Genomic DNA, 22,751 nt, shown 5'->3' with positions numbered 1-22,751 from the left:
ACGGTTCTCTTGGTCGAAAACCCATCTACCAGGGGCTTCACCGCGTTGTCAGCCCAACTGGCCAAGCACAGGAGCAGGTTGGAAAGAGCTCACTGCGGAGGCCCCACCGGAAAGCAATCCGGTGGGGCCTCCGCGTTCGAAGAGAAACGCGACTCGATGTTCCCAATACGCCCCAGAGGAGAGATATTAGAAATCAGTGGCAATGGCACTCACGTCATCAACACTCATGCCCTCTTCAATGCTTCCGCCGAAGTTGTACCCGTCATCGCAGAAAACCAAGTCAATATCCTCCGGCACCAAGCCCCGGAACCAGAGCGCAAACCGAGCGGCCAGACCAAGGGGCGAGTCGAGGTAAATACAGGTTCCGTCCTCATGGGAGTAGCCCTCAAGCTCTTGGCTATCCTCCACGTAGGTCCAAACCACATCCCTGGACTCCTGCGATCCTTGGCGTTCACTGATCACAGCGGTCGGCCAGTCGCGCTCCAAGGCCGCGATCAGATCCGAGCGCCGAACCCCGCGGCTCTGGTCCTCAAAGACGGCGAGATACGTCACTGACCTGCTCCTTTTCTATGGGCTCAAGACGACAGAGCCAGGCACACCGTACTGCTGCATCAGGCCCTGGAAGTATGGTACGGCTCCTGGCATGTTGGTGATGACACGCAACCGCGTCAACGGATTACCGGGATCGTTGATCACCGCTGCATACCGAGAGAATTCATCGCCCATCTTGGCATCAATCTTCGCCTGGATGAATCCAGGCACCTTCCCGCCCGGCACGAACGGACTCCGACCCGGATTGCCAACATACTTGGCATCCAAGAGTTCAGAAGTGTTCATATCAAGGCCATCGGCCCAAACCTGCGTGCCACCACCCGTGGCATGGTATTCGGTCGAACCAACCTGCCTGATCTGGTACGCCTGATTCGCACCACTGCCCTTGGGAGCCCCGGTCTTCAGCGACAACGCATAGGAAGTCGGGCAGCCCGTATTGGTGTTATGAACCAAGATCGGTGTGGACCCGGCCAGCACATAGTACGTGTGCAGTTCCGCGACCGTCAGGTTGTAGCGGTTGGCTGCGCCGGGGGTGGCGTGGACGTTGAGGACCGTGGTGTGGAGGTTCTTGTCGGTGTTGAGAGCATGGCCGGGGGTGAGCTTGCCGGCCGGAGCCCACTTGTGGGTCGTGTCGTCCCAGAAGGGGTGTTTGGAGGTGGTGTGCAGGGTGGCGGGTTTGCCGTCCGTGCCCTGGATCGTGACATCGACGAGGTCGGTGTCGTAGTTGACCCAGGTCGCGGTCACATCATGAGAACCCGCGTGCTTGCCTGTCTTGGGGTCCGCCGACTCGACCTTGTCTCCGACGGTGACATCGCCGATGGGCTTGGTCTTTCCGTCGCCCAAGAGGACGGGGGTGTCAGGGCTGAAGCTGCACCTGCCACCGCTCGAACTGCTTCCGCTCGGCACCTCTTCCGGGGCCGCCTTGGCCGCCACCGGCTTCTTCGCCGTGGCACTCTTGGGGCTACTGGGCGTAGCAGCCTCAGCGGGCGCGGCAGCGCTGGGGTTACCCGGCGGTGGAATTTCCGCCGGCGTGTCATCGACCAGAAGCCGGGCCGCCCCGTTCTCAGCGTCTTCGATCGCCTTCGCTGCCTCTTCGGCCCTGTCCGCCGCGCGCCACGTTTCTCGAACCTTGGTGAACGCCTTATACCCCGCCATCGCCCCCTTGGCGGCACCAAAACCATCGATAAACAGTGACGCGATGTCGGTGCCGTACTCACCCACCTGGTAGTTGATGTTCGTGTGGGGGTTAATCCCAAATACGTGAGCGAAGGGATTATTGCCGACGTGCAGTTGCTTCGGCAGATGCATGTCGAGCGGCCCGGTCACGGAGGTGACGATCGAGTCCAACGCTCCCACCGCTGCGTCGGAGCTAGTGCCTGAGGTGTAGCCGTCCTCGCAATGCGTACATACGCCGCCACCACCCACGTCTGCGAGCATCAGCCCGCTCGGGTCACTCCCGTTGACCGGGTCGTCTCCCGCGTAGGCGTAGCCGCCCATTTGGTTGGGGTCGCCCGCTTCGAAGACGGGGTCGACGGTGAGGAAGCGGCCGAGGACGGGGTCGTAGTTGCGGGCGCCGAGGAGGTCGAGGCCGGTGGTGGGGTCGGCGGGTTGGCCGAGGTAGCCGTGGTTGTCGGCCCAGGAGGTGGGGACGGTGCCGCGGGGTTTGCCGTAGGGATCGTAGGAGCGGCGGGTGATGGCGAGGGAATTGGCGTCGATCTGGAGCTGGGCGGTGTGCTGTGGGTTGGTCGGCTGGTAGGTCAGGGTGCCGGTGGAGGAGCGGGTGATCGCCGTGCCGTCGGGGTTGGAGTAGTAGCGCAGTCCCGTGACGGTGGTGCCGGAGGCATTGAGGGTGAGTTGTTCGGCGCCGCCGAAAAGATAAAGGATGGTGCCGGTCGGACTACGCTGGATGAGCAAGCCGCCGTCGGCGTCGTACAGATAGCCCGTGGCCTTGGGACTGGTGCCGTCACCCGTGGTGACGCTGGCGGTCCGGCCCTCCGCGTCGTAAGTGAAGCTCTGGCCCTGGCCCGCTGCGAGGCCGGTGCCGGTGGCAGCCGTCGTATACGTCTGTCCGGCGAGCCCGCAGGAGTGCAGAGTCTGCTTGGTGCCGGGGGTCTGGTTGCCATCGGTGTCGGTCAGGCACAGACCCGAGCTGACGTTGATCAGATTTCCGGAGGCCGTCAGCTTCCATTGCTGCGTGGGCGCGGTCGAGGAGCAGGTCCTGATCACCACGACCGAGCCGGCGGCCGGAGGATTCGCGGTGTCCATGCACTTGCCGACGACTCTGATCGTGCCGTCGGTCCCGATGGTGTAGTCCTGCCCGACGCCACCGCAGTTCGAGAGGTTCTGGGACGTGCCGTCCGCGGTCAGCGCCGAGGCATCGGTGAGGCACAGTGCGCCGCCACTGGCGGTCTTGACGCTGGAGATGATCGGTCCGGTGGTGGATGTACTGCGGCTGGTGACACTGCCCGCGTTCACACCGGCGGGATTTCGCGAGGTATCGGTGTAGTTGAGAGCGGAGGTCGCCGTACCCGTGGTGGGGTTGCTGGTGGTGACGCCGGTGGCCTGGTTGGGCAGCACCGCGGGAGCCGCGGTGCTCGGGTAGCCGATGGTCTGCGTCGTGTTCTTCAGCGCGTTGCCGCCCACGTCGTGCGAGGTCTGCCGCGTCCGGTCGCCGAGCACGTTGTACGTGTAGGACTGCCAGTACGGAGCCGGACCGCCGATGGTGGACGGGCTCGGCGCCGCCGTCTTGCACGCGGCGAGTTGTCCAGTGCCCGCGACAGCCGGAGTGGTGATGCCCTTGGCGTCGGTCCACGCCTCAGCGACGCGGCTCATGCCGTCGTAGCTGAAGCACTGGGTGTCCGTTCCGGTGACGGTCGTGCCCGTGGACTGGACGTCGGAGACGGTGTTGAGGTTTCCGGCCTGGTCGTATCCGTAGGTCGTGGAGTCGATCGGCAGGAAGGAGTTGGCCTGGATGCTGACCGTGTTCGTCGCCAGGCGCTGTGTGGCGGCGTCATACGTCTGGGCGGTACGCACCTGCTTGCCGTAGTCACCGTAGGTGGACTGCAGGACTTGTCCGAACGGGCTGTACCAGGCCACGTCCAGGAGAGAAGTGGTAGCGGACCCCGTCTGGGTGAGAAGGCCTTGCAGGTTGTAGCCGTAGCCGATTCTCTCGGCCGGGAGGCCGCCCTCCGTACCGTAGGAGTTGGCGGTCAGCCGCCCGACGTTCGGGGTGTACTCGGCGCTTGAGGTGTAAGTGCCGGCGAGCTTGCCCTCCACCGAGGGAATGATCGTGGTGGTGCTGGTCGGCTGATAGGCCGTGTTGTAACCGTCAACGCGAGAGACGTACTTGCTGCCGCCCGCGCCCCCCGCATACCGGGTGGAGGAGACCGGGAGACCGCTCACCTTGGTGCCGTCGTTCAGGATGTCGAAGTCCCAGGAGGCCAGTTCGGTGGTCGGGTCGTGAACGGCCTTCGTGGGCTCGGCGTATTCAGCGGTCTTCCTGCCGAGCTTGTCGTAGGTGTACGAGAGCACCTGGCCGCGGGGGTCGGTGGTCTGGACGAGATGTCCGTACGTGTCGTAGGCGTACGAACTGGTACCGGTGTCCGGATCCTTCTGCGAGAGCAACTGGCCTTGCACGTTGTACTGGTAGCTCCAGATGTTGCCCACCGCGTCGGCGATCGTGGAGGTCTTGCCGGAGGGTGTGTACGTGTAGCTGGTCGTCGCGTTCGCGGCGGTGGCCTTGCCGGTCGTGCCCGAGTTCCAGAGCGTCGTGGTGCCAGCCGAGTTGTACATCTTCACGCTGGCGTCGTCGCCGACCATCAGGTAAGCGCCGGTGGAGCCGGCGACCGCCGCGTTGGACGTCCACAGGACGGCACCGGTCGCGCTGGTGACGACCAGGTTTCCGTCGGTGTGGACTGTTGCCACCGCGCCCGCGTTGCCGGATGTGCCGGAGGACCAGAGGGTGGCTCCGGTGGAGATCGCCGCCAGCACCAGATTGCCGTCGGCCTGCATCGCCAGCCGAACGCTGTTGGACGCCACCGCGGTGCCGGAGAGGATGACCGTGCCAGCCGTCAGCTTGCGGTCGCGCGTGGTGTCCTTGACCTGCGTCGAAGTGGTCTGGCCGAGAGCGTTGGTGAAGGTCGCCGTCGCCTGGCCGCCGGTCGGCGGCACGGTGTCGGTCTCGTCGGCTCCGGGATAGCTGGTGGTCGACTTCCACAACTGCGTTCCCTTGGACCACAGTTGGCTTTCCACCGCTCGGCCGACTCCGTCGTAGACCGTCTTGGACTGCGACGGCACGGTGGTCTCGAGCTCCGACCACATGGTCGTACCCGGGGCATGGTCCGGGTCGTAGTAGCTGCCGATGGTGGAGACGGGCCAGCCATGGCTGTCGTACGACGTGGAGGTGATCACCCGACCGGCCGAGTTGTCCGCGGTGGTCGCCTGCTGCTGCCGAAGCTGGAGCATCCCGTCGTAGATCGAGACCGACGTGCTGTAGGAACCGTCCTCGCGGAGCGTCTGCGTCGTGACGGTGGACGGGTTCGGCTGAGCGCCGGCGCCATTGACCGCGTACGTGAACTTTCGGTCCGGGCTGTCGGGGAAGTCGGACTTCTTCCGTCCGGGCAGCCAGGCCGCGATGCGACGACCGAGCGCGTCGAAGTCGGAATCGGTGAAGCGGCCGTTGGCGTCCTCGGACTTGGTGACCGCGCCGCGCAACGGGTCGATGGTGGTCTTCGACTCCCAATTGGACGGGTTCACCGTGCTGATGGTGGTGGGCAGAACACCGGTGGCCGGGTCGTACGTGGTGCGAGTCGGCTCCCCGGCTCCGTCCAGGGACTTGGTGATGCGGCCGTAACGGTCGTAGGTGAGGGCACCGGTGAGGACGAAGGACGGGTTCCCGGAACCGTCGTACGAAGTGATCGTCTGAACCGCGGTCATGTTGCCGAGCGAGTGCACCTGCGGAGAACTGCCGTCCGAAGGCCAGCCCTGGCCGAGCTTGCCGAAGGTGCCCGGGTTGGTGATGCTGCCGTCGCCGTCGTAGAAGACGCGCTTGTGCGTCAGGGTCTTCGTAGCGCTCTCAGCCGTCCCGCACGGTCCCGCCACGGCGATGATCTCGCTCGGGTAGCTGAGCATCATCGGGTTGCCGGAAGGCGCCGGGGCGTAGCTGGTGGTGGTGCAGTTCTCCTGGGCGGGGACCGAGATGTCGCCCTTGTCGTCGACCCTGGTGACCCGGCCGTACTCGTCGTAGTCCGTGACGGCCTTCGTCGTGCGCCAGTCGCCGTTCGCCAGCAGCGCGAGGGAACGGCCGGTCGTCGTCTTGACGCGGCGGGCGGTGAGGTCGGGCAGCGTCGACAGGTTCGCCGGTGCCGGGTCCTTGGACGTCCATGCCGTACGCGACCGACTCGCCGTACTCACTGTTTCGGGAGCGTCGGTGATCGTCTTCGCGAGCGGCTGTGCGGCGCCGGTGCCGTTGTAGGTGTCGGTCTCCAACGGAGTCCCGGTCAGCCAGTTGCTGTCGGTGACCCCGTTGAGGGTCACCTGCCTTGTGGTTCCGTCGGCCTTGTAATCGCCGTCCATGCCCTGGAGGTAGGTGGAGACCGTCTTGGTGATGGGGTTCGGTGTCGCGCCCGAGGTCGTGGTGACGGTCTGGAAGCCGCGGAAGTCGTTCCAGGTGCGGTACCTGTCGTCGGTCAGGTCGGAGTCGTCACGGTGCCAAGCCGCTTTGGTGTACGTGTATTGAGTGGTCTTCGCCGGTGACCCGGCCTTGGTCGCGTCGTTGTCGTCGATCTGGATGACCAGGGACTTGGTGAACCAGTCCGAGACGGGATCGACGGTGCCCGCCGGATTCCAGTAGACCGGGAAGCAGGCCATGGTGTTGCTGTCCGCGGACGTTGGCATCGTGTGGTTGACGCGGGAGCACTGCGGGCTCGCGTAGGTCACCGCGATGGATTCGCCCGTCTCGGTCTGGATGCTGGAGATCCGGGGACGGAACAGCGCCGGAGCACCGGGAGTGAGTCCGTCGACGCGATTGTCGATCTCGATGCCTTTGAACGTCACCGGGTCCAAGGTGAGTGGACCCGATCCGCCGGCGGATGTGTCGAGGCCCGTGTGTCGAATGGACGCGAGCCACATGACGGCTTGCAACTGACCCGTTTCGTCCGGGTGTTCGGTCTTACCGGTCACCGGATCGATGACTCCGCCGCCGTTGGGGAACTGCTGGGCGAGGTCGTACGCGTCGACGTCCTTGTAGGAACTGCCGACCTTCACCTGGGTGGTGATGGTCTTCAGCCGGTAGGTCGACCAGAAGGTCGGCGCTCCGGTGTGACAGACACCCGTCCCGTCACCGGAGGTGTGGTCACCGGACTCGCAATGGATGTCGTAGGGCACATCGGGCCAGTTGGTGGCCGTTGCGTCAGAGAGGTTCGACGCCTGGCAGACGGTGTCGGACGTGATGCAGCGCTGCGCCGTGGTGAAGAGGATGCGTGCGGCGGAGTCGTGGTCGGCCCGTGCGTCGTCGAGCTGGTAGCCGTAGGAGATCTTCGTCAGATGACCGGCGCGCACGTACGAGGTCATGGCGCCCCCGCCGCCGGACGCCGCGACCTGGCCGTACCCAATTGCACCGGTTACGAGCAGTCGTGGAACTCGGTGAGCCAGATTCTCGCGCCCGGCGGTGCCGGCGGCCCCAATGACCCGCCGAGTCTCATCACCGTGGTGAAGGACAGCGGCCTCTGGTACTACCCCGGAAACCGTTCGGGCGACTACCACTTGGGGAACGCGGTGCGGCTCGGAACCGGCGACTGGTCGCACATGACCCTGGTCGCCCCCGGCACCGCCGGCGACGCCCCCACCTTGTGGGCGCGCGACGACGACACCGGTGTCCTGCACAGCTACCCGCTGAGTTTCGGCGGCGACGGACTGCCCACCACCGTGCTCACACCTCCCGCGGACCAGGCCCTGGTCTCCGGCGTGACCGCCACGGATGGCAGCGCGCTCTGCGCCGACATCTCCAGCTCCAACACGTCCCGGGGCACCGCCATCCAGACGTTCGCGTGCAACAGCACCAATGCGCAGCGATGGACCCTCGGAACCGACAAGAGCGTGCGAGCCCTGGGCAATTGCCTCGACGCCACGTCCTCGGGCACCGCCAACGGGACGCCCATACAGCTCTTTCCGTGCAATCAGACTGCGGCCCAGCAGTGGACTCCCGGTCCTGGCGGCACCCTGAAGAACGTCGGTTCCGGCAGGTGCCTCACCGATCCGAGCGCCGACAGGACAGCCGGAACCCAACTCGTGCTGTGGGACTGCACAAGCGGCGCCGCGCACCAGAACTGGGCGGCCGCCACCGCCGGTACGCTCCAGGCGCCCGAAGCGCTGCTTCCGCTCAATTTCGTCAAGGGCGTCTACCCGACGATCCTCTCCCCCGGTGATGTGAACGGCGTGAGCAGCACCGGGCCCTCCGGCAACCCCGACGGCAACCCGGACCTCTACGTCATCACCAACCGCGGTCGCATCGTCGAATACCCCGGAGCCGCGCCGACCGCGACATCGGCGCAGTTCGCCGGCTCCGTCGGGCTCGGTTACCTGACCAAGCCCGCCACGACCGACACGGGAGGAGACCTGAACGGGGACGGCATTCCTGACCTCCTCGCGATCGACAACACGGGCCACCTGCGTTTCTACCCGGGCACCAGCACCAACAGGCCGAGCAACGGGCCTACTGTCGGCGGTGGTTGGGCGGGGTCGGACATCAGTCACCGCGGGGACTGGACCGGTGACGGCTATGAGGATCTGATCGCTCATCTACCCGGCGACAGCACCCATCTGTGGGTGTATCCCGGTGACGGATCGGGCAACTTCGGCGCCCGCCGTCCGCTCAACCGTCCCTCGGGATCGCCGAGCGCCGACTGGTCCCAGACCACGGCGGTGATCTCGGCCGGGGATGTGAACCTCGACGCCTATCCCGACGTACTCGCCGTCGAGAACGGCGCCCTCTACCTCTTCCCCGGCACGGCCAACGGCCAACTCGCCGCGCCCACCGTGGTCGGCACGACGGGCTGGGGCAGCCTGCAACTGCTCGCTCCCGGCGATGTCGACGGGGACGGACTGGGGGATCTGTGGACCCGCAATGTCAGCACCGGGGTGCTGACTCAATACCTGAACGATGCCGCTGATCCGCAAGGTCCGGGGGCACCGCTCGGACGGGGCGGCAACCGCACGACCATCGGCTCCGGATTCAACGGAAGCACGCCGGGGATGGCGGCCGTCGGCGACACGGATGGTGACGGCCGCCCCGATCTCTGGGCGACCTGGACCTCCGACGATCACCTCCACTTCTACGCCGGTGCCGGTTATCCCACGGCACCGCGCAGTTTCGCCGCGCCGGTCGATGCCAGTGGCGGAGGCTGGACCAGCGTGATCGACGCCATCTCGTGACGCGAGCCCGGCCGCGGGCACAAGGGAGAAGGGGCACCCCCGAGGGGGTGCCCCTTCTTTGTCACGGTGTTCGCGTGACGTCAGGCCCAGTCGTCCTGGTCCGCGTCGCTCGACTCGGAGCCGAGGCGGTCCTGCGACGGGTCCTCGACGTCGGAGCGGCGGTCCCGCTGCCCCTGGTCGTGCTGGGTGCCGCGCTGCATGTTGTCGCGCGCGTCGTCCGCGGACTCGGCCGCCTTGTCGCGCTGGTCGCCGGCCGCGCCCTTTGCCTTGTCGGCGAACTCGCTGGCCTTGTCCTTGAACTGGTCGAAAGCGCCCATGATCACTCCTCCTGGAGTCTGTGGGGATGGGGCCTCGACCAGACTTACACGGGTGCGCGAAGTGCGCATCTCGGGACGAAAACCCCAGCGCGGCAAGGGCTTTGGGGTCACGGAGCGTGAGGCTCAGGCGTTCGGTCCCGTGGTCGCACCGGCCGAGCGGGCCGTCTCGTCGGCGGCGCCGCCCCGGCCGACGAGGCCGCGGTGGGTACCGGCCGCGCGGGCGAGGGCGGGTTCGACCTGCCGCATCTGCCGCTGCCCGAGGGCGCCCCCGATGACGGACGGGAGATAGCCGCGGATGGACTGCATGCCGCGCAGCCACGCCTGCCCGTAGACGTGCGGGGAGCGGCGGACGATCCCGGCGGCGATACGGTCGACGGCGGGTTCGAGCGGATAGGTGCGGTTGGTGGGCCAGGGCAGCTTGGAGCGCAGGTCGCGCAGGACGTCGTCCTCGTCGGCGCCGCGCACCATGTCGGTGTCGGTCCAGCTCAGGTAGCCGACGCCGACCTTGACACCCTTGTGGCCCACCTCCCCGCGCAGGCAGTGCGCGAAGGCCTCGACGCCCGACTTGCTCGCGCAGTACGCGGCCATCAGCGGCGCCGGGGTCAGCGCGGCCAGCGAGGCGATCTGGAGCAGATAGCCGCGCGACCGCAGCAGCGCGGGCAGGAAGGCGCGGGCGGTGGTGATGCTGCCCAGCAGATTGACCTGGATGACGCGGTCGAACGCCTCGGGGTCGGAGTCGAGGAAGGGGCCGCCGGTGGCCACCCCGGCGTTGGCGACGACGACGTCGACCCGGCCGAAGCGCTCGGCGACCTCCTCGGCCACCGCCGCCATCGCGGCCCGGTCGGTGACATCGGCGGTCCACCAGCCCGCCCGCGCCCCGATCGACTCGGCGACCTTCTTCAGCTCGTCCGGCTCCAGGCCGACCAGCGCCAGCGTCGCCCCCCGCGCGGCGAGCTTGCGCGCCAGCAGCGCCCCCACTCCGCGCGCCGCCCCCGTGACCACCACGACCTGCCCGTCGAGCGAGCTGTCCGTACGGCTGCTCATGCGCTCTTCTCCTCTGTACGTGTGTCGGTGAGCGGGTCAGTAAGTGTGTCGGTACCTGTGCCGGTACGCGGGTCGGTACGCGGGTCGGTACGCGGGTCGTCCACCGCGCGTACGTCGCCGGACGCGGCACCCACCCGCAGATGGGCCGCGGCCAGCTTCCGTACCGCCGCGACCACCGCGTCCGCGTCCTCGATCGGGGTCATGTGGCCGAGCCCGGGCAGCTCGATCAGGTCGGTGCAGTTCGGCAGGGCGGCGGCCATGCCGCGCGCGTGCACGGGAGGGGTGAGCTTGTCGGCGGTGCCGACCAGCACGGCCGTGGGCGCGGTGAGCGCGGCCAGTTCCGCGTCGAGGTCGAGCGCGGCGAGCACCCGTCCCCACTCGGAGCGCTGCCGCGAACCGCAGGCGTGCACGATACGGGCGGAGAAGGCCACCTGCTCGCGGGTCGCACCGGACGCCAGCACGCCGTACTTGAGCGCCGCGCGCGAGACCGGGGTGACCGGTCCGAGCGGCAGCCGGGACACCAGGAGCTGCCGGTGGAAGGCCCGCCGGACGCGCCGGGAGCTGAAGCGGGGCGGCAGCACCTGGGTCGAGCCGAGCAGCCGGGCGCTGCCGGTGCTGGTCATGAGGACGGCGGCCGTACGCTCCTGGACGGCGGTACGCCCGAAGGCCGCCATGATCGTCATACTGCCCATGGAGTGGCCGACCAGCACGGCCTTCTCACCGTCGTAGCCGTCACCGACGCCGTCACCAGCGCTGTCACCGGCGCCGTCACCGGAAGCACCGGAAGCGCCCGTAGCGCTGGAAGCACCCCCCGGCAGCACAGCCCTCACCACCGCCTCCAGATCGTCGGCGAGCTGCGTCGTCCCGTACCCCGCCCGCGACCGCGGCGACGCGCTGCGCCCGTGCCCGCGCTGGTCGTACGCGATGACCCGGAAGTCGGCGGCGAGCGCCCGGACGACCGGGGCCCAGAAGAGGGTGGAGCAGGTCCAGCCGTGGGCGAGGACCAGCGGCGGGCCGTCGGCGCGGCCGTACTCCTCGACGTGGATCCGGGTGCCGTCGGCGGAGACGACGGTCAGCTCGCGGCGGGCGCGTACCGCCTCGTAGGGCACCGTCATGACATGGCCTCCACAGCCTCGCGCCGACCCGCGACCGGGGCCAGCACCTCGTATTCGGAAAGCTTCAACTGCCGGGTGGCGCGCCGGAATTCGGCGGTGGTGCCGGGCCAGGCGGTGGTGTTGCGGCCGTTCGCGTCGAGATACCAGCTCTTGCAGCCGCCGGTGTTCCAGACCGTACGGGCGGCGCGGCGCTGCATCTCCTCGTTCCAGGCGGTGACGGCCTCGGGCCTGGCCTGGAGGGCGGCGGCGCCGGTGGCGTCGAGGGTGCGCATGAAGTCGGCGACGTAGTTCAGCGACGACTCGATCATCAGGATCATCGAGCTGTTACCGAGGCCAGTGTTGGGGCCGATGATGAACAGGAGGTTGGGGAAGCCGTCGACCGCGCAGCCGCGCAGCGCGGCCATGCCGTCCTTCCAGTGCTCGGCGAGCGTACGGCCGTCCGCGCCGATCACCCGGTCGCCGATCGGCATGTCGGTGACGTGGAAGCCGGTGCCGAAGACGATCGCGTCCACCTCGCGCTCGGTGCCGTCCGCGGTCACGATCGTCGAGCCGCGGACCTCGCTGAGCGCGGAGGTGACGACCTCGGTGTTGGGCTGCGCGAGCGCCGGATAGTAGGTGTTGGACAGCAGGATGCGCTTGCAGCCGATGGTGTAGTCGGGGGTGAGGCGGGCGCGCAGCTCCGGGTCCTTCACCGACCGCTTCAGGTGGTTGGCCGCAATCCGCTCGGCGGCCTTGAGCAGCTTCGGGTGCCGTACGAAGGCGCCGACCTGGAACTCCCTGATCAGCCAGAGCAGGCCGCGGCGCGCCTTGGCGGTGGCCGGGACCTTGCCGTGCAGCCAGCGCTCGGCGGCGCTGACCCCGCGGTCGACGCGCGGCATCACCCACGGCGGGGTGCGCTGCACGACGGTCAGCCGGGCGACCTCCGGCTGGATGGACGGCACGATCTGGATCGCGGACGCGCCCGTGCCGACCATGGCGACGCGCTTGCCCTTGAGGTCGAAGTCGTGGTCCCAGCGCGAGGAGTGGAAGACGCGCCCGGGGAAGTGCTCGATCCCGGGGATGTCGGGGATCTTCGGGTCGGACAGCGGCCCGGTCGCGGAGACGACGACATCGGCGGTCAGCTCGCCCGCCGCGGTCGTCAGATGCCAGCGGTTGGCCCCGCCGTCCCAGCGGGCCTGCCGCACCTCGGCGCCGAACCGCAGGTGCGGGCGGAGCCCGAAGGTGTCGGTGACCCGCTCCAGATACGCCCGGATGTGCTCCTGCCCGGAGAAGGCGCGCGGCCAGTCGGGGTTGGGTGCGAAGGAGAACGAGTACAGGTGCGACGGTACGTCGCAGGCGCAGCCCGGATAGCTGTTGTCGCGCCAGGTCCCGCCGACCGAGTCCGCGCGCTCCAGGACCACGAAGTCCGTGATGCCCTCGCGCCGCAGCCGTACCGCGGCCCCCAGCCCGCCGAACCCGGACCCGATCACCGCCACCCGCACGTGTTCGAGCTCGTCCATGGCACCCGCCTTCCGCCGAATTGTGCCCCCGTCGATCATGCCAGCAATCACTGGCACGGTTCGGACTGTAGACCATGCCGGGTTACCTCCGGTAGGGGTAGGGGCGGAAGTCGTCCGTACGTGGGGCGGACGGTGGGGCGCGCGGTGGCGGACTGCGGGGTACGCGGTGGCGGACTGCGGGGTACGCGGTGGCGGACTGCGGGGTGCGCGGTGGCGGACGACGGGTGCGCCGTGGGGCGTACGGGCCAGGACACGGGGCGTACGGCGGGGGCGTACGCGTCCGGGTGGCGGGGTGCGCGACGAAGCGTACGGGTCCGGACACGGGGGCGTACGGCCAGGCGCGCGGCGGCGGATGCCACGACGGAATACCTGCCCAGGGGCGGGGTCGGACAGCCCCGAACAGCACATAGGCTGACGGCGTGGACGACAACGGAAGCGGTGGCGGCGCGGCGGGCCACGGCGCGGGCGACGGCTCCGGCAGCGGTTCAGGGGCCGAGCGCGAGTACCGCGTGGAGGAGCTGGCCAAGGCGGCCGGGATCCCCGTCAGGACGCTGCGGTTCTACCGTGAGCGGCGGCTGCTCCCGCCACCGCGCCGGGACGGCCGGATCGCCTGGTACTCCGAGGCCCACCTCGCCCGGCTGCGGACCATCGCGGGGCTGCTGGAGCGCGGCCACACCCTCGGCGGCATCGCCGAGCTGATCGGCGCCTGGGAGAACGGCCGCACGCTCGGCGGCGTCGCCGAACTGCTCGGCCTGGAGGGCGCGCTCACCGCGCCCTGGTCGGAGGAGACCCCGGTCCGCCTCACCCCCGAGGAACTGGCCGACTACTTCGGCGAGGACGTCACCCCGGAGAATCTGACGACGGCCCTCGACATCGGCTACATCGGCGTCGACGGCGAGAACGTCATCCACATCAGCCGCCGCCTGCTCGACGCCTCCGCCGCCCTCGTCCACGAGGGCGTGCCGCTGGCCGCCGTCCTCGCCGCCGGACGCGGCGTACGCGCCCACACCGACGCGCTCGCCGACCTCTTCACCCAGGTCATCCGCACCCACGTCATCGGGCCCATGGACGACCTCCCGCCCGCCGAGGCCCACCGCATAGCCGAGTCCCTGCAACGCCTGCGGCCCCTCGCCAAGAACATCGTCGACGCCGAGATGGGGCTCGCGATGGAGCGGCGGGTACGGGCCGAGATCGACGCCTGGCTGCGGCAGCAGGCGGAGCGGGCGGAGGGCGGCGCGGACTGCGGTACGGAAGCCGGTACGGACGGCGCTACGGAAGCCCGCGCGGAAGCCGCTACGGAAGCCGGTACGGACGGCGCTACGGACGGCGGCGCGCAAGCCGGTACGGACGGCGGTACGAAAATCGGTACGGACCCGGCCGAACCCACCGCCGGCGCCTGACGTACGCACCGCACCCGACGTACCGGCCGCGTCTGACCCGTCACATCACCCCGCACATCGCGAGCGCGCCGCCGCACGACCTGCGAGAGTGGACCACAAGGCCGTACCGACCCGGGAGGTGCCCCGTGCAACAGCCCAATGACTCCTCGGCAGACCAGGCCATTCTGGGCCGGATCAGCGCGATGGTCGCGGACGAGAAGGCGCTGCGCGACCTGCTCGCCGCAGGCAGCATCGACGGCGCGACGGAACAGGAGCGGCTCGCCGCCCTGGAGCGCGAGCTCGACCAGTGCTGGGACCTGCTGCGGCAGCGCCGCGCCCTGACCGACGCGGGCGAGGACCCCGGCGACGCGAAGGTCCGCCCGGCCTCCACCGTCGAGAACTACCGCTCATGACCGACGGCGCCACCTCCGTCCACGGTGACGTCACGGTCACCGACGCGCCCGCGAGCAAGCGGTACGAGGCACGTATCGGCGACGACATCGCCGGGGTGGCCGCGTATCTGCGCACCCCGGACATGATCGCGTTCATCCACACCGAGGTGAAGGACGCCTACGAGGGCCGCGGCGTCGGCTCCGCGCTCGCCCGCACCGCCCTGGACGCCGCCCGCGCGCAGGGCCTGCGGGTCCTGGCGATCTGCCCGTTCTTCGAGGGCTGGCTCGGCAAGCACCCGGAGTACGCGGATCTGCTTTACGTACCGGCGAGCAACGTCTCCGACTGAGCCCCTGTACGTACGGGCGCCCCCGGCCCGTACGCACCGGCGCGCCCGCACCGCCGCCCCCGCACCGTACGCGCCCGCACCGTACGCGCCCCGACGTCCATGTCGGATTTCCGCCAGACCGGTAGCCTGACGACGGGCGATGCTGGTGGGGTGGACACGGATACGGACAGGGATACGGATAGGGCTACGGCTACGGTCGCGGCTGCGAGCGGGAACGCCGCCAGGGGAACGGTCCGGGACTCCGCGTCGGCCGCGGCCGTCCCGGACTTCGACACCTGCGTACGCGCCGTCCGGTCGAAGGACGCCCGCTTCGACGGATGGTTCTACACCGCGGTGCTGACCACCGGCATCTACTGCCGCCCGAGCTGCCCCGTGGTGCCGCCGAAGGCCGAGAACATGACCTTCCACCCGAGCGCCGCCGCCGCGCAGCAGGCCGGTTTCCGGGCCTGCAAGCGGTGCCGCCCGGACGCCAGCCCCGGCTCGCCGCAGTGGAACGAGCGGGCCGACCTGGTGGCGCGCGCGATGCGGCTGATCGCCGACGGGGTGGTGGACCGCGACGGGGTGCCGGGCCTCGCGGCGCGGCTCGGCTACAGCGCCCGGCAGGTCGAGCGGCAACTACTGGCGGAGCTGGGCGCCGGGCCGCTGGCCCTGGCGCGTGCGCAGCGCGCGCAGACCGCGCGGCTGCTGATCGAGACGAGCGCGATGCCGATGGGCGAGGTGGCCTTCGCGGCGGGCTTCGCCAGCATCCGCGCCTTCAACGACACCGTGCGCGAGGTCTTCGCCCTGTCGCCGAGCGAGCTACGGGCGCGGGTCGCCAAGGGGCGTCCGGCCGCGGGGACCGGCACCCTGTCGCTGCGGCTGCCGTTCCGCCGCCCGCTCACCCCGGACAATCTCTTCGGGCACCTGGCCGCGACCGCGGTACCGGGCGTCGAGGAGTGGCGGGCGGGCGCGTACCGGCGCACGCTGCGGCTGCCGCACGGCACCGGGATCGTGGCGCTGCGGCCCCAACCCGACCACATCGCCTGCCAGTTGTGGCTCACCGACTGGCGTGACCTGGCGCAGGCGATCAGCCGCTGCCGCCGGTTGCTCGACCTGGACGCGGACCCGCGGGCGGTGGACGCGCTGCTGTCCGCGGATCCGGTGCTCGCGCCGCTGGTGGCGAAGGCGCCGGGGCGGCGGGTGCCGCGGGTCACGGACGGGCCGGAGTTCGCGGTCCGCGCCGTCCTCGGGCAGCAGATCTCGACGGCGGCGGCCCGTACGCACGCCGGCCGTCTGGTGCTCGCCCACGGCGAGCCCGTCACCGACCCCGGCGGCGGCCTCACCCACCTCTTCCCCGCTCCCGCCGCGCTCGCCGGACTCGACCCCGCCGCCCTCGCGATGCCGCAGACCCGCAGGAACACCCTGGCCGCGCTCGTACAGGCCCTGGAGAGCGGCGAGTTGGACCTCGACGTCGGCAGCGACTGGGTACGGACCCGCGCCCAGCTCTCGGCGCTGCCCGGATTCGGGCCGTGGACGGTCGAGACGATCGCGATGCGGGCGCTCGGCGACCCGGACGCCTTCCTGGCCACCGACCTCGGCGTGCGGTACGCCGCCCGCGACCTCGGTCTGCCGACGACTCCGGCGGCGCTGGTACGGCACTCCGCCGCCTGGTCGCCGTGGCGGGCCTACGCCACGCAGTACTTGTGGGCGACGGGTGACCACCCGATCAACGTCCTGCCCCCCAACACCACCGATGAGAAAGGGACTTCACCCTCATGACCGTCAACCGCCCCGGCCCCTCGGCGGAGCACCCGGTCCACACCGTCGTGGACAGCCCCTGCGGCGAACTGACCCTCGTCGCGCGCGGCTCCGCCCTCACCGGCCTCTACATGACCGAGCAGCGGCACCGCCCCGCCCGGGAGACCTTCGGCCCGCGCGGCGACAGCCCCGTCTTCGCCGCCGTCCGCGCCCAGCTCGACGCCTACTTCGCGGGCGAACTCACCCGTTTCGACCTGCCGTTGGCGATGTCGGGCACGCCCTTCCAGCAGCGCGTCTGGTCGGCGCTGCGCGACATCCCGTACGGCGAGACCGTCTCGTACGGCGAACTCGCCGCGATCCTCGGCAATCCCACCGCCTCCCGCGCGGTGGGCCTGGCCAACGGCAAGAATCCGATCGGCGTCATCGTGCCGTGCCACCGCGTCGTCGGCGCGGGCGGCGACCTGACGGGCTACGGCGGCGGGCTGCCGCGCAAGCGGTGGCTGCTGGCGATGGAGAACGGCGTCCAGCAGCCGGTGCTGCTCTGAGGTGCGGGAGCCTCCTCAGCTCTCGACCAGTGCCGCGGGCACCGGCCGTACCGGTTCGCTGTCGCCGTCCTCCTCGGGGCGGCGGCGCCCGCGCCACCAGCCGTACGCCGCGAGGGCCGCGACGCCGAGCAGTGAGGCGCCGCCGATCGCCTCGCCGAGGTGCAGGCCGGGCGGGGTGAAGGAGCAGGAGACCGAGGTGGCGCCCGCGGTGACGGGCACGGAGATCAGCCCGAGGTAGGAGCGCGCGGGGCGCCTGGAGCCGTTGTCGGTGGCGCAGCTCCAGCCCTTGATGGCCGGGGCCGCGACGACCGCGAATCCGTGGGCGTTGGAGGGGAGTTGGGCGCTGATGCCGTCGTCCGTCACCTGGACGCGGGTGGCGGCGCCCGCCGCCAGCTTCCGCTCGGCGGCGGCGAGCCTGCCCCGGTCGAGGCAGCCGACGCCGTCCGAGGAGAGGGTGCCGGGCTCGAGGGCCCGTACCTTCAGGGCGAACGTCCCGCCGCCGCGCGGCACATCGCCCAGGCGCTCGACGGCGGCGCGGTGGGTGGGCATCCGGCCGAGGAAGTCGACCGGCGCGGCGCCCGGGAGCGTGACCTGACCCTTGAAGTCCGGTGCCCAGAAGTACACGTCGCTGCCCCCGGGGCAGGACGTCCGCAGCGAGTACGTACTGGTCCGCGGACGCCGTACGTACCCGGCGATCCGGTACCCCTTCGGGGTGCGCGGCATCAACCGGCCCTTGCTGTCGCGCAGTTCGGCGGTGGTCGGGGTGTACACGGCGGAGCCGAGCAGCAACTCCTGGTTCCGGTACGGCGAGAGGCCGTAGCGCCCGGCCGGTGCGGCGTCGCGCATCGTCACCAGCGGCGGCACGTCCTGCCGGGTGACGGTCGGCGGCACGTTCGGCGGCGGGTTCACATGCACCTGGTGCGGGTCGCGGCGCGAGTGGACGCGCGCGCCGACCGAGAAGATGACGTCGGTGACGGGGTTGTCGAGGCTCTGCAACGACCGGCCGCGCGAGGTCCAGCCGCCGCCGAGCGCCATCAGGGTCTTCGTCCACACATCGGCGGTGAGGCTGCTGTAGTACTGCGCGCCCTGACCGTCGACCATCAACGGGTCGTTGCCGACGGTCTGTTCGCGTCCGGGATCGGTGCGGTAGTCCGGCCAGCCGTCGGCCTTCGCGATGGCGTCGTACTGGTACGTCTCGCGCTGGCCCCACTGCCCGTAGTCGTCCATGGTCGCCAGCCGCTTCCTGACGTCCCAGGCGTTGGTGAACGCCGACTGCCCGATCTGGGCGCCGATCAGCAGCGTCGCGGCCAGCACCACGGGCAGCGTCGCGGTCGCGGAAGCCTTGGTGGCCGCCGAAGCCCTGGTGGGCGCGGCCCCGCCCTGCGACCGGTCCGCCGCCCAGCGCAGCAGCAACAGGGCGCCGATGGTGGCCACCAGGCCGAGCGCGAGCAGCGGATACGTGCCCTGCCCGGTGACGCCCTTCTCCGCGCCGAAGCGCGTGACGGCCACCAGGGCCGCCATCACGCCCGTCGCCCAGGCGAGTTGACGCCGGCCGGGCAGACCGTGCGCGAAGGCGAACCACCCGGCGATCACCATCATCCCGCTGAGCACGAACGTCTCGCGGTACGCGCTGCCGTTGGGCGTGGTGAAGGCGTGCCACAGCAGATGCGTCGGCTTCCACTGGAACGACGCGGTGACCACCACCACCAGCACCGTCCACACCGTGCGCGTGCGGCGCGGCACCGCCGGGTGGAAGGGCAGCGCGAAGGCCAGCAGCAGCGCCGCGGTGTCGATGTACGTGGACGGCGTCGTGAAGCCGTACGTGCCGGGGAGCATCCGGCCGAGCAGGTCCGACCACGGCTTGGGCTCGAACTCCCGCACCAGGCCGGGGTAGGCGAGCTTCGTCCCCTTGAAGATGGTCAGCACCAGCGGCGCGGACAGGCCGATGCCGAGCACCATGCTGCGCGCCGCCCTGCCGAGCGCGCGCAGCCACTCGCGCGGCTCACGCGTACCGCCGCGGCCGGGGCGGCCGGCGCCCGGTGCGGTCCCGTCCTGTGCGGTCCGGTCCGCCGCGGTCGTGTCGCCGCGGTCGGGCTCGGTCAGCAGCCGGGCGATGAGGACGAGCCCGGCGCCGATCGTCGCCATATACGCGGTGTAGAAATTCGCGATCCAGCACAGGGCGACCACGAGGACGCTCAGATATGGCCGCCGCGCGGTCCGCGCCCACTCCCCCACCAGGCACAGCAGCGGGAACGCGATCAGGCCGTCCAGCCACATCGGGTTGTACGACGCGAGCATCACCGTCCAGCCGCACAGCGCGTACGACGCGCCGAGCGCGCCCGCCGCCCACCACCGGCCGGGGCGCAGCGCCAGCAGCAGTACGGCCATCGCCGCTGCGGCGGCACCGATCTTCAGCACGGTCACGGCGTAGACGGCGAGGTCGATCCGGTCGCGCGGGAAGAAGGCGACCAGCAGCGCGAAGGGGCTGGAGACATACGTGCCGAGGTCCGGCAGGAAGCTGCTGCCGTAGCCGGACTGCCAGTTGAGCAGCAGCCCGCCGTCGGCCCTGCCGTGCAGCAGGTCCCACAGGTGCGCGTGGTACGGGACGAACTGGTTGCCCAGGTCATTGACGCTGCGCGTGCGCGAGCCGAACGGGTAGCTGCCCGCGACCGCGTCACCGATGCAGAAGGCGACCGCCGCGACGCCCGCGGCGAGCAGCGCCGCCCGTGTGCGCGCGGCGAGGAACCACGACCTCACGCGCCCGTCCGCTCCCGGAGGGACTTCTTGAGGTGCCATCGGTTCCCCCGGTACGCATGTTCTGTGAATGTCGCCAGATATTAGGCATCCCCGACAGACAGGAACGCGACATTCCACCGACTCCGAGGTGAACGTCAAACACCCGCCCGGTGCCCGAAGGCAACCGGACGGGTGGAGGATCCCACAACCGACGGCGTCACCTGGTGCCGCGTCCGACTGGACGAAGCCACAACCGACGGCGTCACATGATCAGACGCGTACGGGTTCGTGCTTCTCCTCCGAAGCACCGGTCCCCGAGGCGCCGCCGTCGGAAGTCACCGTGTCACCGAGGCTCTTGCGGAGCTGCTCACCCTCGACGTCCACATTGGGCAGCGCTCGGTCGAGCCAGCGCGGCAGCCACCAGGCGGAACGCCCGAGCAGCGCCAGCACGGCGGGGACGATGGTCATACGAACGATGAACGCGTCGAAGGCGACCGCGATCGCGAGGCCGAAGCCCATCATCTTGATCATCGACTCGGAGGAGCCGATGAAGCCCGCGAAGACGCTGATCATGATGACCGCCGCAGCGGACACCACCCGCGCACCGTGGTTGAAGCCGGTGACGACGGCCTGGCTCGGCGACTCCCCGTGGACGTACGCCTCCCGCATCCGGGTGACGAGGAAGACCTCGTAGTCCATCGCGAGACCGAACACCACACCGATCATGAAGATCGGCATCATGCTCATGATCGGCCCGGTCTGCTCCACGCCCATCAGGCCGGACAGCCAGCCCCACTGGAAGACCGCCACGACCGCGCCCAGCGCCGCGAGCACCGACAGCAGGAAGCCGAGCGCCGCCTTGAGCGGCACCAGCACCGACCGGAACACGAGCATCAGCAGCAGGAACGCCAGGCCGACGACCAGCGCCAGGTAGGGCACCAGCGCGTCGTTCAGCTTCTGCGACACGTCGATGTTCATCGCCGTGGTGCCGGTGACCAGGACGTGCGCGCCGGTCGTACCGGTGAACTCACCCTGATGCCCGCGGATCGCGTGCACCAGGTCCTCGGTCTGCGCGCTGCTCGGCTTGGAGTCCGGCACCACCGAAAGGGTGGCCGTGTCGCCCTTGGTGTTGAAGGCGGGCGCGTTGACCGTCTTCACATCGCGGAAGCCGGTGATGGTCGTCTTGATCCGGTCGACCGCCGCCTTCGGATCGTCGCTCGCCGCGGCGTCGACCACCACCATCAGCGGTCCGTTGAAGCCCGGCCCGTAACCGTCGGACAGCAGGTCGTACGCCTTGCGCTGGGTCGTGCTGACCGGCTGCGAACCGTCGTCGGGCAGGCCCAGTTGCATGCTCGTCATCGGGATCGCGGCCAGGCCCAGCGCCACGACGCCCGCGACCAGGATCGGCACCCGGCGGCGTACCACCATGCGCGCCCAGCGGGTGCCCATGTTCGGCTTGCCTGTGTCGACCGCGCGCCCCTTGCGGACCTTGCGGCTGAGCGCCTTCGGTCCCGCGAAGCCGAGCAGCGCGGGGATCAGGGTGAGCGCGATCAGTACGGCGATGGCGACGGTGGCCGCCGCGGCCAGCCCCATCTTGGTCAGCATCGGGATGTTGACCACGGCCAGGCCCGCCAGCGCGATCAGCACGGTCAGACCGGCGAAGACCACCGCGGAGCCCGCCGTGCCGACCGCCCGGCCGGCCGCGTCCTCACCCTCTCGGCCCTCCATCAGCTCATGCCGGTGCCGCGACACGATGAACAGCGCGTAGTCGATACCGACCGCCAGTCCGATCATCGACGCGAGCGTGGACGACGTGCTGGACAGACCGAGCGTGCTGGCCAGCGCGGTGATCGACGCGATACCAATACCCACACCCATGATCGCGGTCAGCAGCGGAAGCCCCGCCGCGACCAGCGAACTGAACGTGATCAGCAGCACGACCGCCGCGATGCCGACACCGATGATCTCGCTGTTCCCGGTCTCCACCGACGCCTGGAGCGCCGTACCGCCGGTCTCCACCGTCAGCCCGGCGTCCCTGCCGTGCTGCGCCGCGTCCTCCAGCGCCGTGTGCGTGGCGTCGGTGATGTCGGTGGACTTGGCCGTGTAACTGACCGACGCGTAAGCGGTGGTGCCGTCCTTGCTGATCGCGTCACCGCCGGCGGCGAACGGATCGGCGACCGTCGCCTTCTGCGGTGTGCTCTTCAGCTCGTCGACGACCTTCTCGACCGCCGCCCTGTTCGGCCCCGCGGTGATCTTCTGACCGTCGGGTGCCTGGAAGACCATGCGCGCGCTCGCGCCGTCGGCGTTCGTGCCGGGGAAACGCTCATGCAGCAGGTCGAACGCCTGCTGCGCCTCGGTGCCGGGCACCGTGAAGTTGTCGCTCGGCGCGGACGGCGCGGTCGCCGCGCCGACACCGGCGAGCGCCAGCAGCGCCACCCATATCAGTACGACGAACCGCCGTCGCCGGAAAGCGAGCCGGCCCAGCTTGTAGAGGAATGTGGCCATGGGGGCATGGGCTCCCGTCAGGAGGATGGAAATGTGGGCGTGAGGAACCAGCCCGACGACGAGAGCGGCGTGTCAGGTGGAGCGGTGGTGCGGGGAATGTCGTGCTGAGGAAGTGGTGCTGAGTCGTCCCGGGGCGCCGAGTCGTGCTGAGTG

General features: G+C 69.9%; 14 protein-coding genes. 6 read left to right on the top strand and 8 right to left on the bottom strand.

The features are described from left to right. Positions 1–186 precede the first annotated feature (186 nt). Positions 187–552, bottom strand: a complete 366-nt coding sequence (locus ACFZBB_RS13585; protein ID WP_391121050.1) for a hypothetical protein — start codon at positions 550–552, stop codon at positions 187–189. Positions 553–567: 15 nt separating this feature from the next. Further along, positions 568–7,122, bottom strand: a complete 6,555-nt coding sequence (locus ACFZBB_RS13580; RefSeq protein ID WP_391121047.1) for a polymorphic toxin-type HINT domain-containing protein — start codon at positions 7,120–7,122, stop codon at positions 568–570. Here ACFZBB_RS13580 and ACFZBB_RS13575 point away from each other — a divergent pair. Further along, positions 7,096–8,982, top strand: coding sequence for a ricin-type beta-trefoil lectin domain protein (locus tag ACFZBB_RS13575; RefSeq protein WP_391121044.1), 1,887 nt, complete (start codon positions 7,096–7,098; stop codon positions 8,980–8,982). The genes ACFZBB_RS13580 and ACFZBB_RS13575 overlap by 27 nt on opposite strands. Before the next feature lie 80 nt (positions 8,983–9,062). Here ACFZBB_RS13575 and ACFZBB_RS13570 read toward each other — a convergent pair whose 3' ends face one another. From ACFZBB_RS13570 to ACFZBB_RS13555, 4 genes are all read right to left on the bottom strand, one after another. Then, positions 9,063–9,299 (bottom strand): hypothetical protein, encoded by a 237-nt coding sequence (locus ACFZBB_RS13570; protein ID WP_391121041.1) that lies wholly within the window; start codon positions 9,297–9,299, stop codon positions 9,063–9,065. A 123-nt stretch (positions 9,300–9,422) separates the two neighbouring features. Further along, entirely contained in the window at positions 9,423–10,343 is a 921-nt protein-coding gene (locus ACFZBB_RS13565) for a short-chain dehydrogenase/reductase (protein ID WP_391121038.1), read from the bottom strand. Then, positions 10,340–11,458 carry an alpha/beta fold hydrolase gene (locus tag ACFZBB_RS13560; RefSeq protein WP_391121035.1) on the bottom strand — a complete coding sequence of 373 codons (1,119 nt, stop codon included), beginning with the start codon at positions 11,456–11,458 and terminating at the stop codon, positions 10,340–10,342. Before ACFZBB_RS13560 ends, ACFZBB_RS13565 begins: the two co-directional genes overlap by 4 nt. Further along, complete coding sequence (locus ACFZBB_RS13555; protein ID WP_391121033.1) at positions 11,455–12,957, bottom strand: NAD(P)-binding domain-containing protein; 1,503 nt, start codon at positions 12,955–12,957, stop codon at positions 11,455–11,457. The genes ACFZBB_RS13560 and ACFZBB_RS13555 overlap by 4 nt, the downstream gene beginning before the upstream one ends. Before the next feature lie 419 nt (positions 12,958–13,376). On the opposite strand from ACFZBB_RS13555, the gene ACFZBB_RS13550 reads away from it, so the two are divergent. From ACFZBB_RS13550 to ACFZBB_RS13530, 5 genes are all read left to right on the top strand, one after another. Beyond that, positions 13,377–14,357, top strand: a complete 981-nt coding sequence (locus ACFZBB_RS13550) for a MerR family transcriptional regulator (RefSeq protein ID WP_391121030.1) — start codon at positions 13,377–13,379, stop codon at positions 14,355–14,357. A 125-nt stretch (positions 14,358–14,482) separates the two neighbouring features. Beyond that, a complete protein-coding gene (locus ACFZBB_RS13545; RefSeq protein ID WP_355337897.1) occupies positions 14,483–14,749 on the top strand; it encodes a DUF2630 family protein in 267 nt (88 codons plus the stop codon). Then, on the top strand, positions 14,746–15,075 hold the full coding sequence (locus tag ACFZBB_RS13540; protein WP_391121027.1) for a GNAT family N-acetyltransferase: 330 nt from the start codon (positions 14,746–14,748) through the stop codon (positions 15,073–15,075). The genes ACFZBB_RS13545 and ACFZBB_RS13540 overlap by 4 nt, the downstream gene beginning before the upstream one ends. 150 nt (positions 15,076–15,225) lie before the next feature. Further along, the gene (locus tag ACFZBB_RS13535) at positions 15,226–16,833 is read left to right on the top strand and encodes an AlkA N-terminal domain-containing protein (RefSeq protein WP_391121024.1); all 1,608 of its coding nucleotides are present in this window, start codon (positions 15,226–15,228) and stop codon (positions 16,831–16,833) included. Further along, positions 16,830–17,357, top strand: a complete 528-nt coding sequence (locus tag ACFZBB_RS13530) for a methylated-DNA--[protein]-cysteine S-methyltransferase (protein WP_391121021.1) — start codon at positions 16,830–16,832, stop codon at positions 17,355–17,357. The genes ACFZBB_RS13535 and ACFZBB_RS13530 overlap by 4 nt, the downstream gene beginning before the upstream one ends. Positions 17,358–17,372: 15 nt before the next feature. Here the strand turns inward: ACFZBB_RS13530 and ACFZBB_RS13525 are convergent, their stop codons facing one another. After that, on the bottom strand, positions 17,373–20,153 hold the full coding sequence (locus tag ACFZBB_RS13525) for a YfhO family protein (RefSeq protein WP_391121018.1): 2,781 nt from the start codon (positions 20,151–20,153) through the stop codon (positions 17,373–17,375). A 210-nt stretch (positions 20,154–20,363) separates the two neighbouring features. After that, the gene (locus ACFZBB_RS13520) at positions 20,364–22,598 is read right to left on the bottom strand and encodes an MMPL family transporter (protein WP_391121015.1); all 2,235 of its coding nucleotides are present in this window, start codon (positions 22,596–22,598) and stop codon (positions 20,364–20,366) included. Positions 22,599–22,751: the final 153 nt, after the last annotated feature.

It is taken from the genome of Streptomyces sp. NPDC008139 (assembly GCF_042957025.1).
Classification (GTDB): Bacteria; Actinomycetota; Actinomycetes; order Streptomycetales; family Streptomycetaceae; genus Actinacidiphila.
This window is presented reverse-complemented; position numbering and strand designations above follow the sequence as displayed.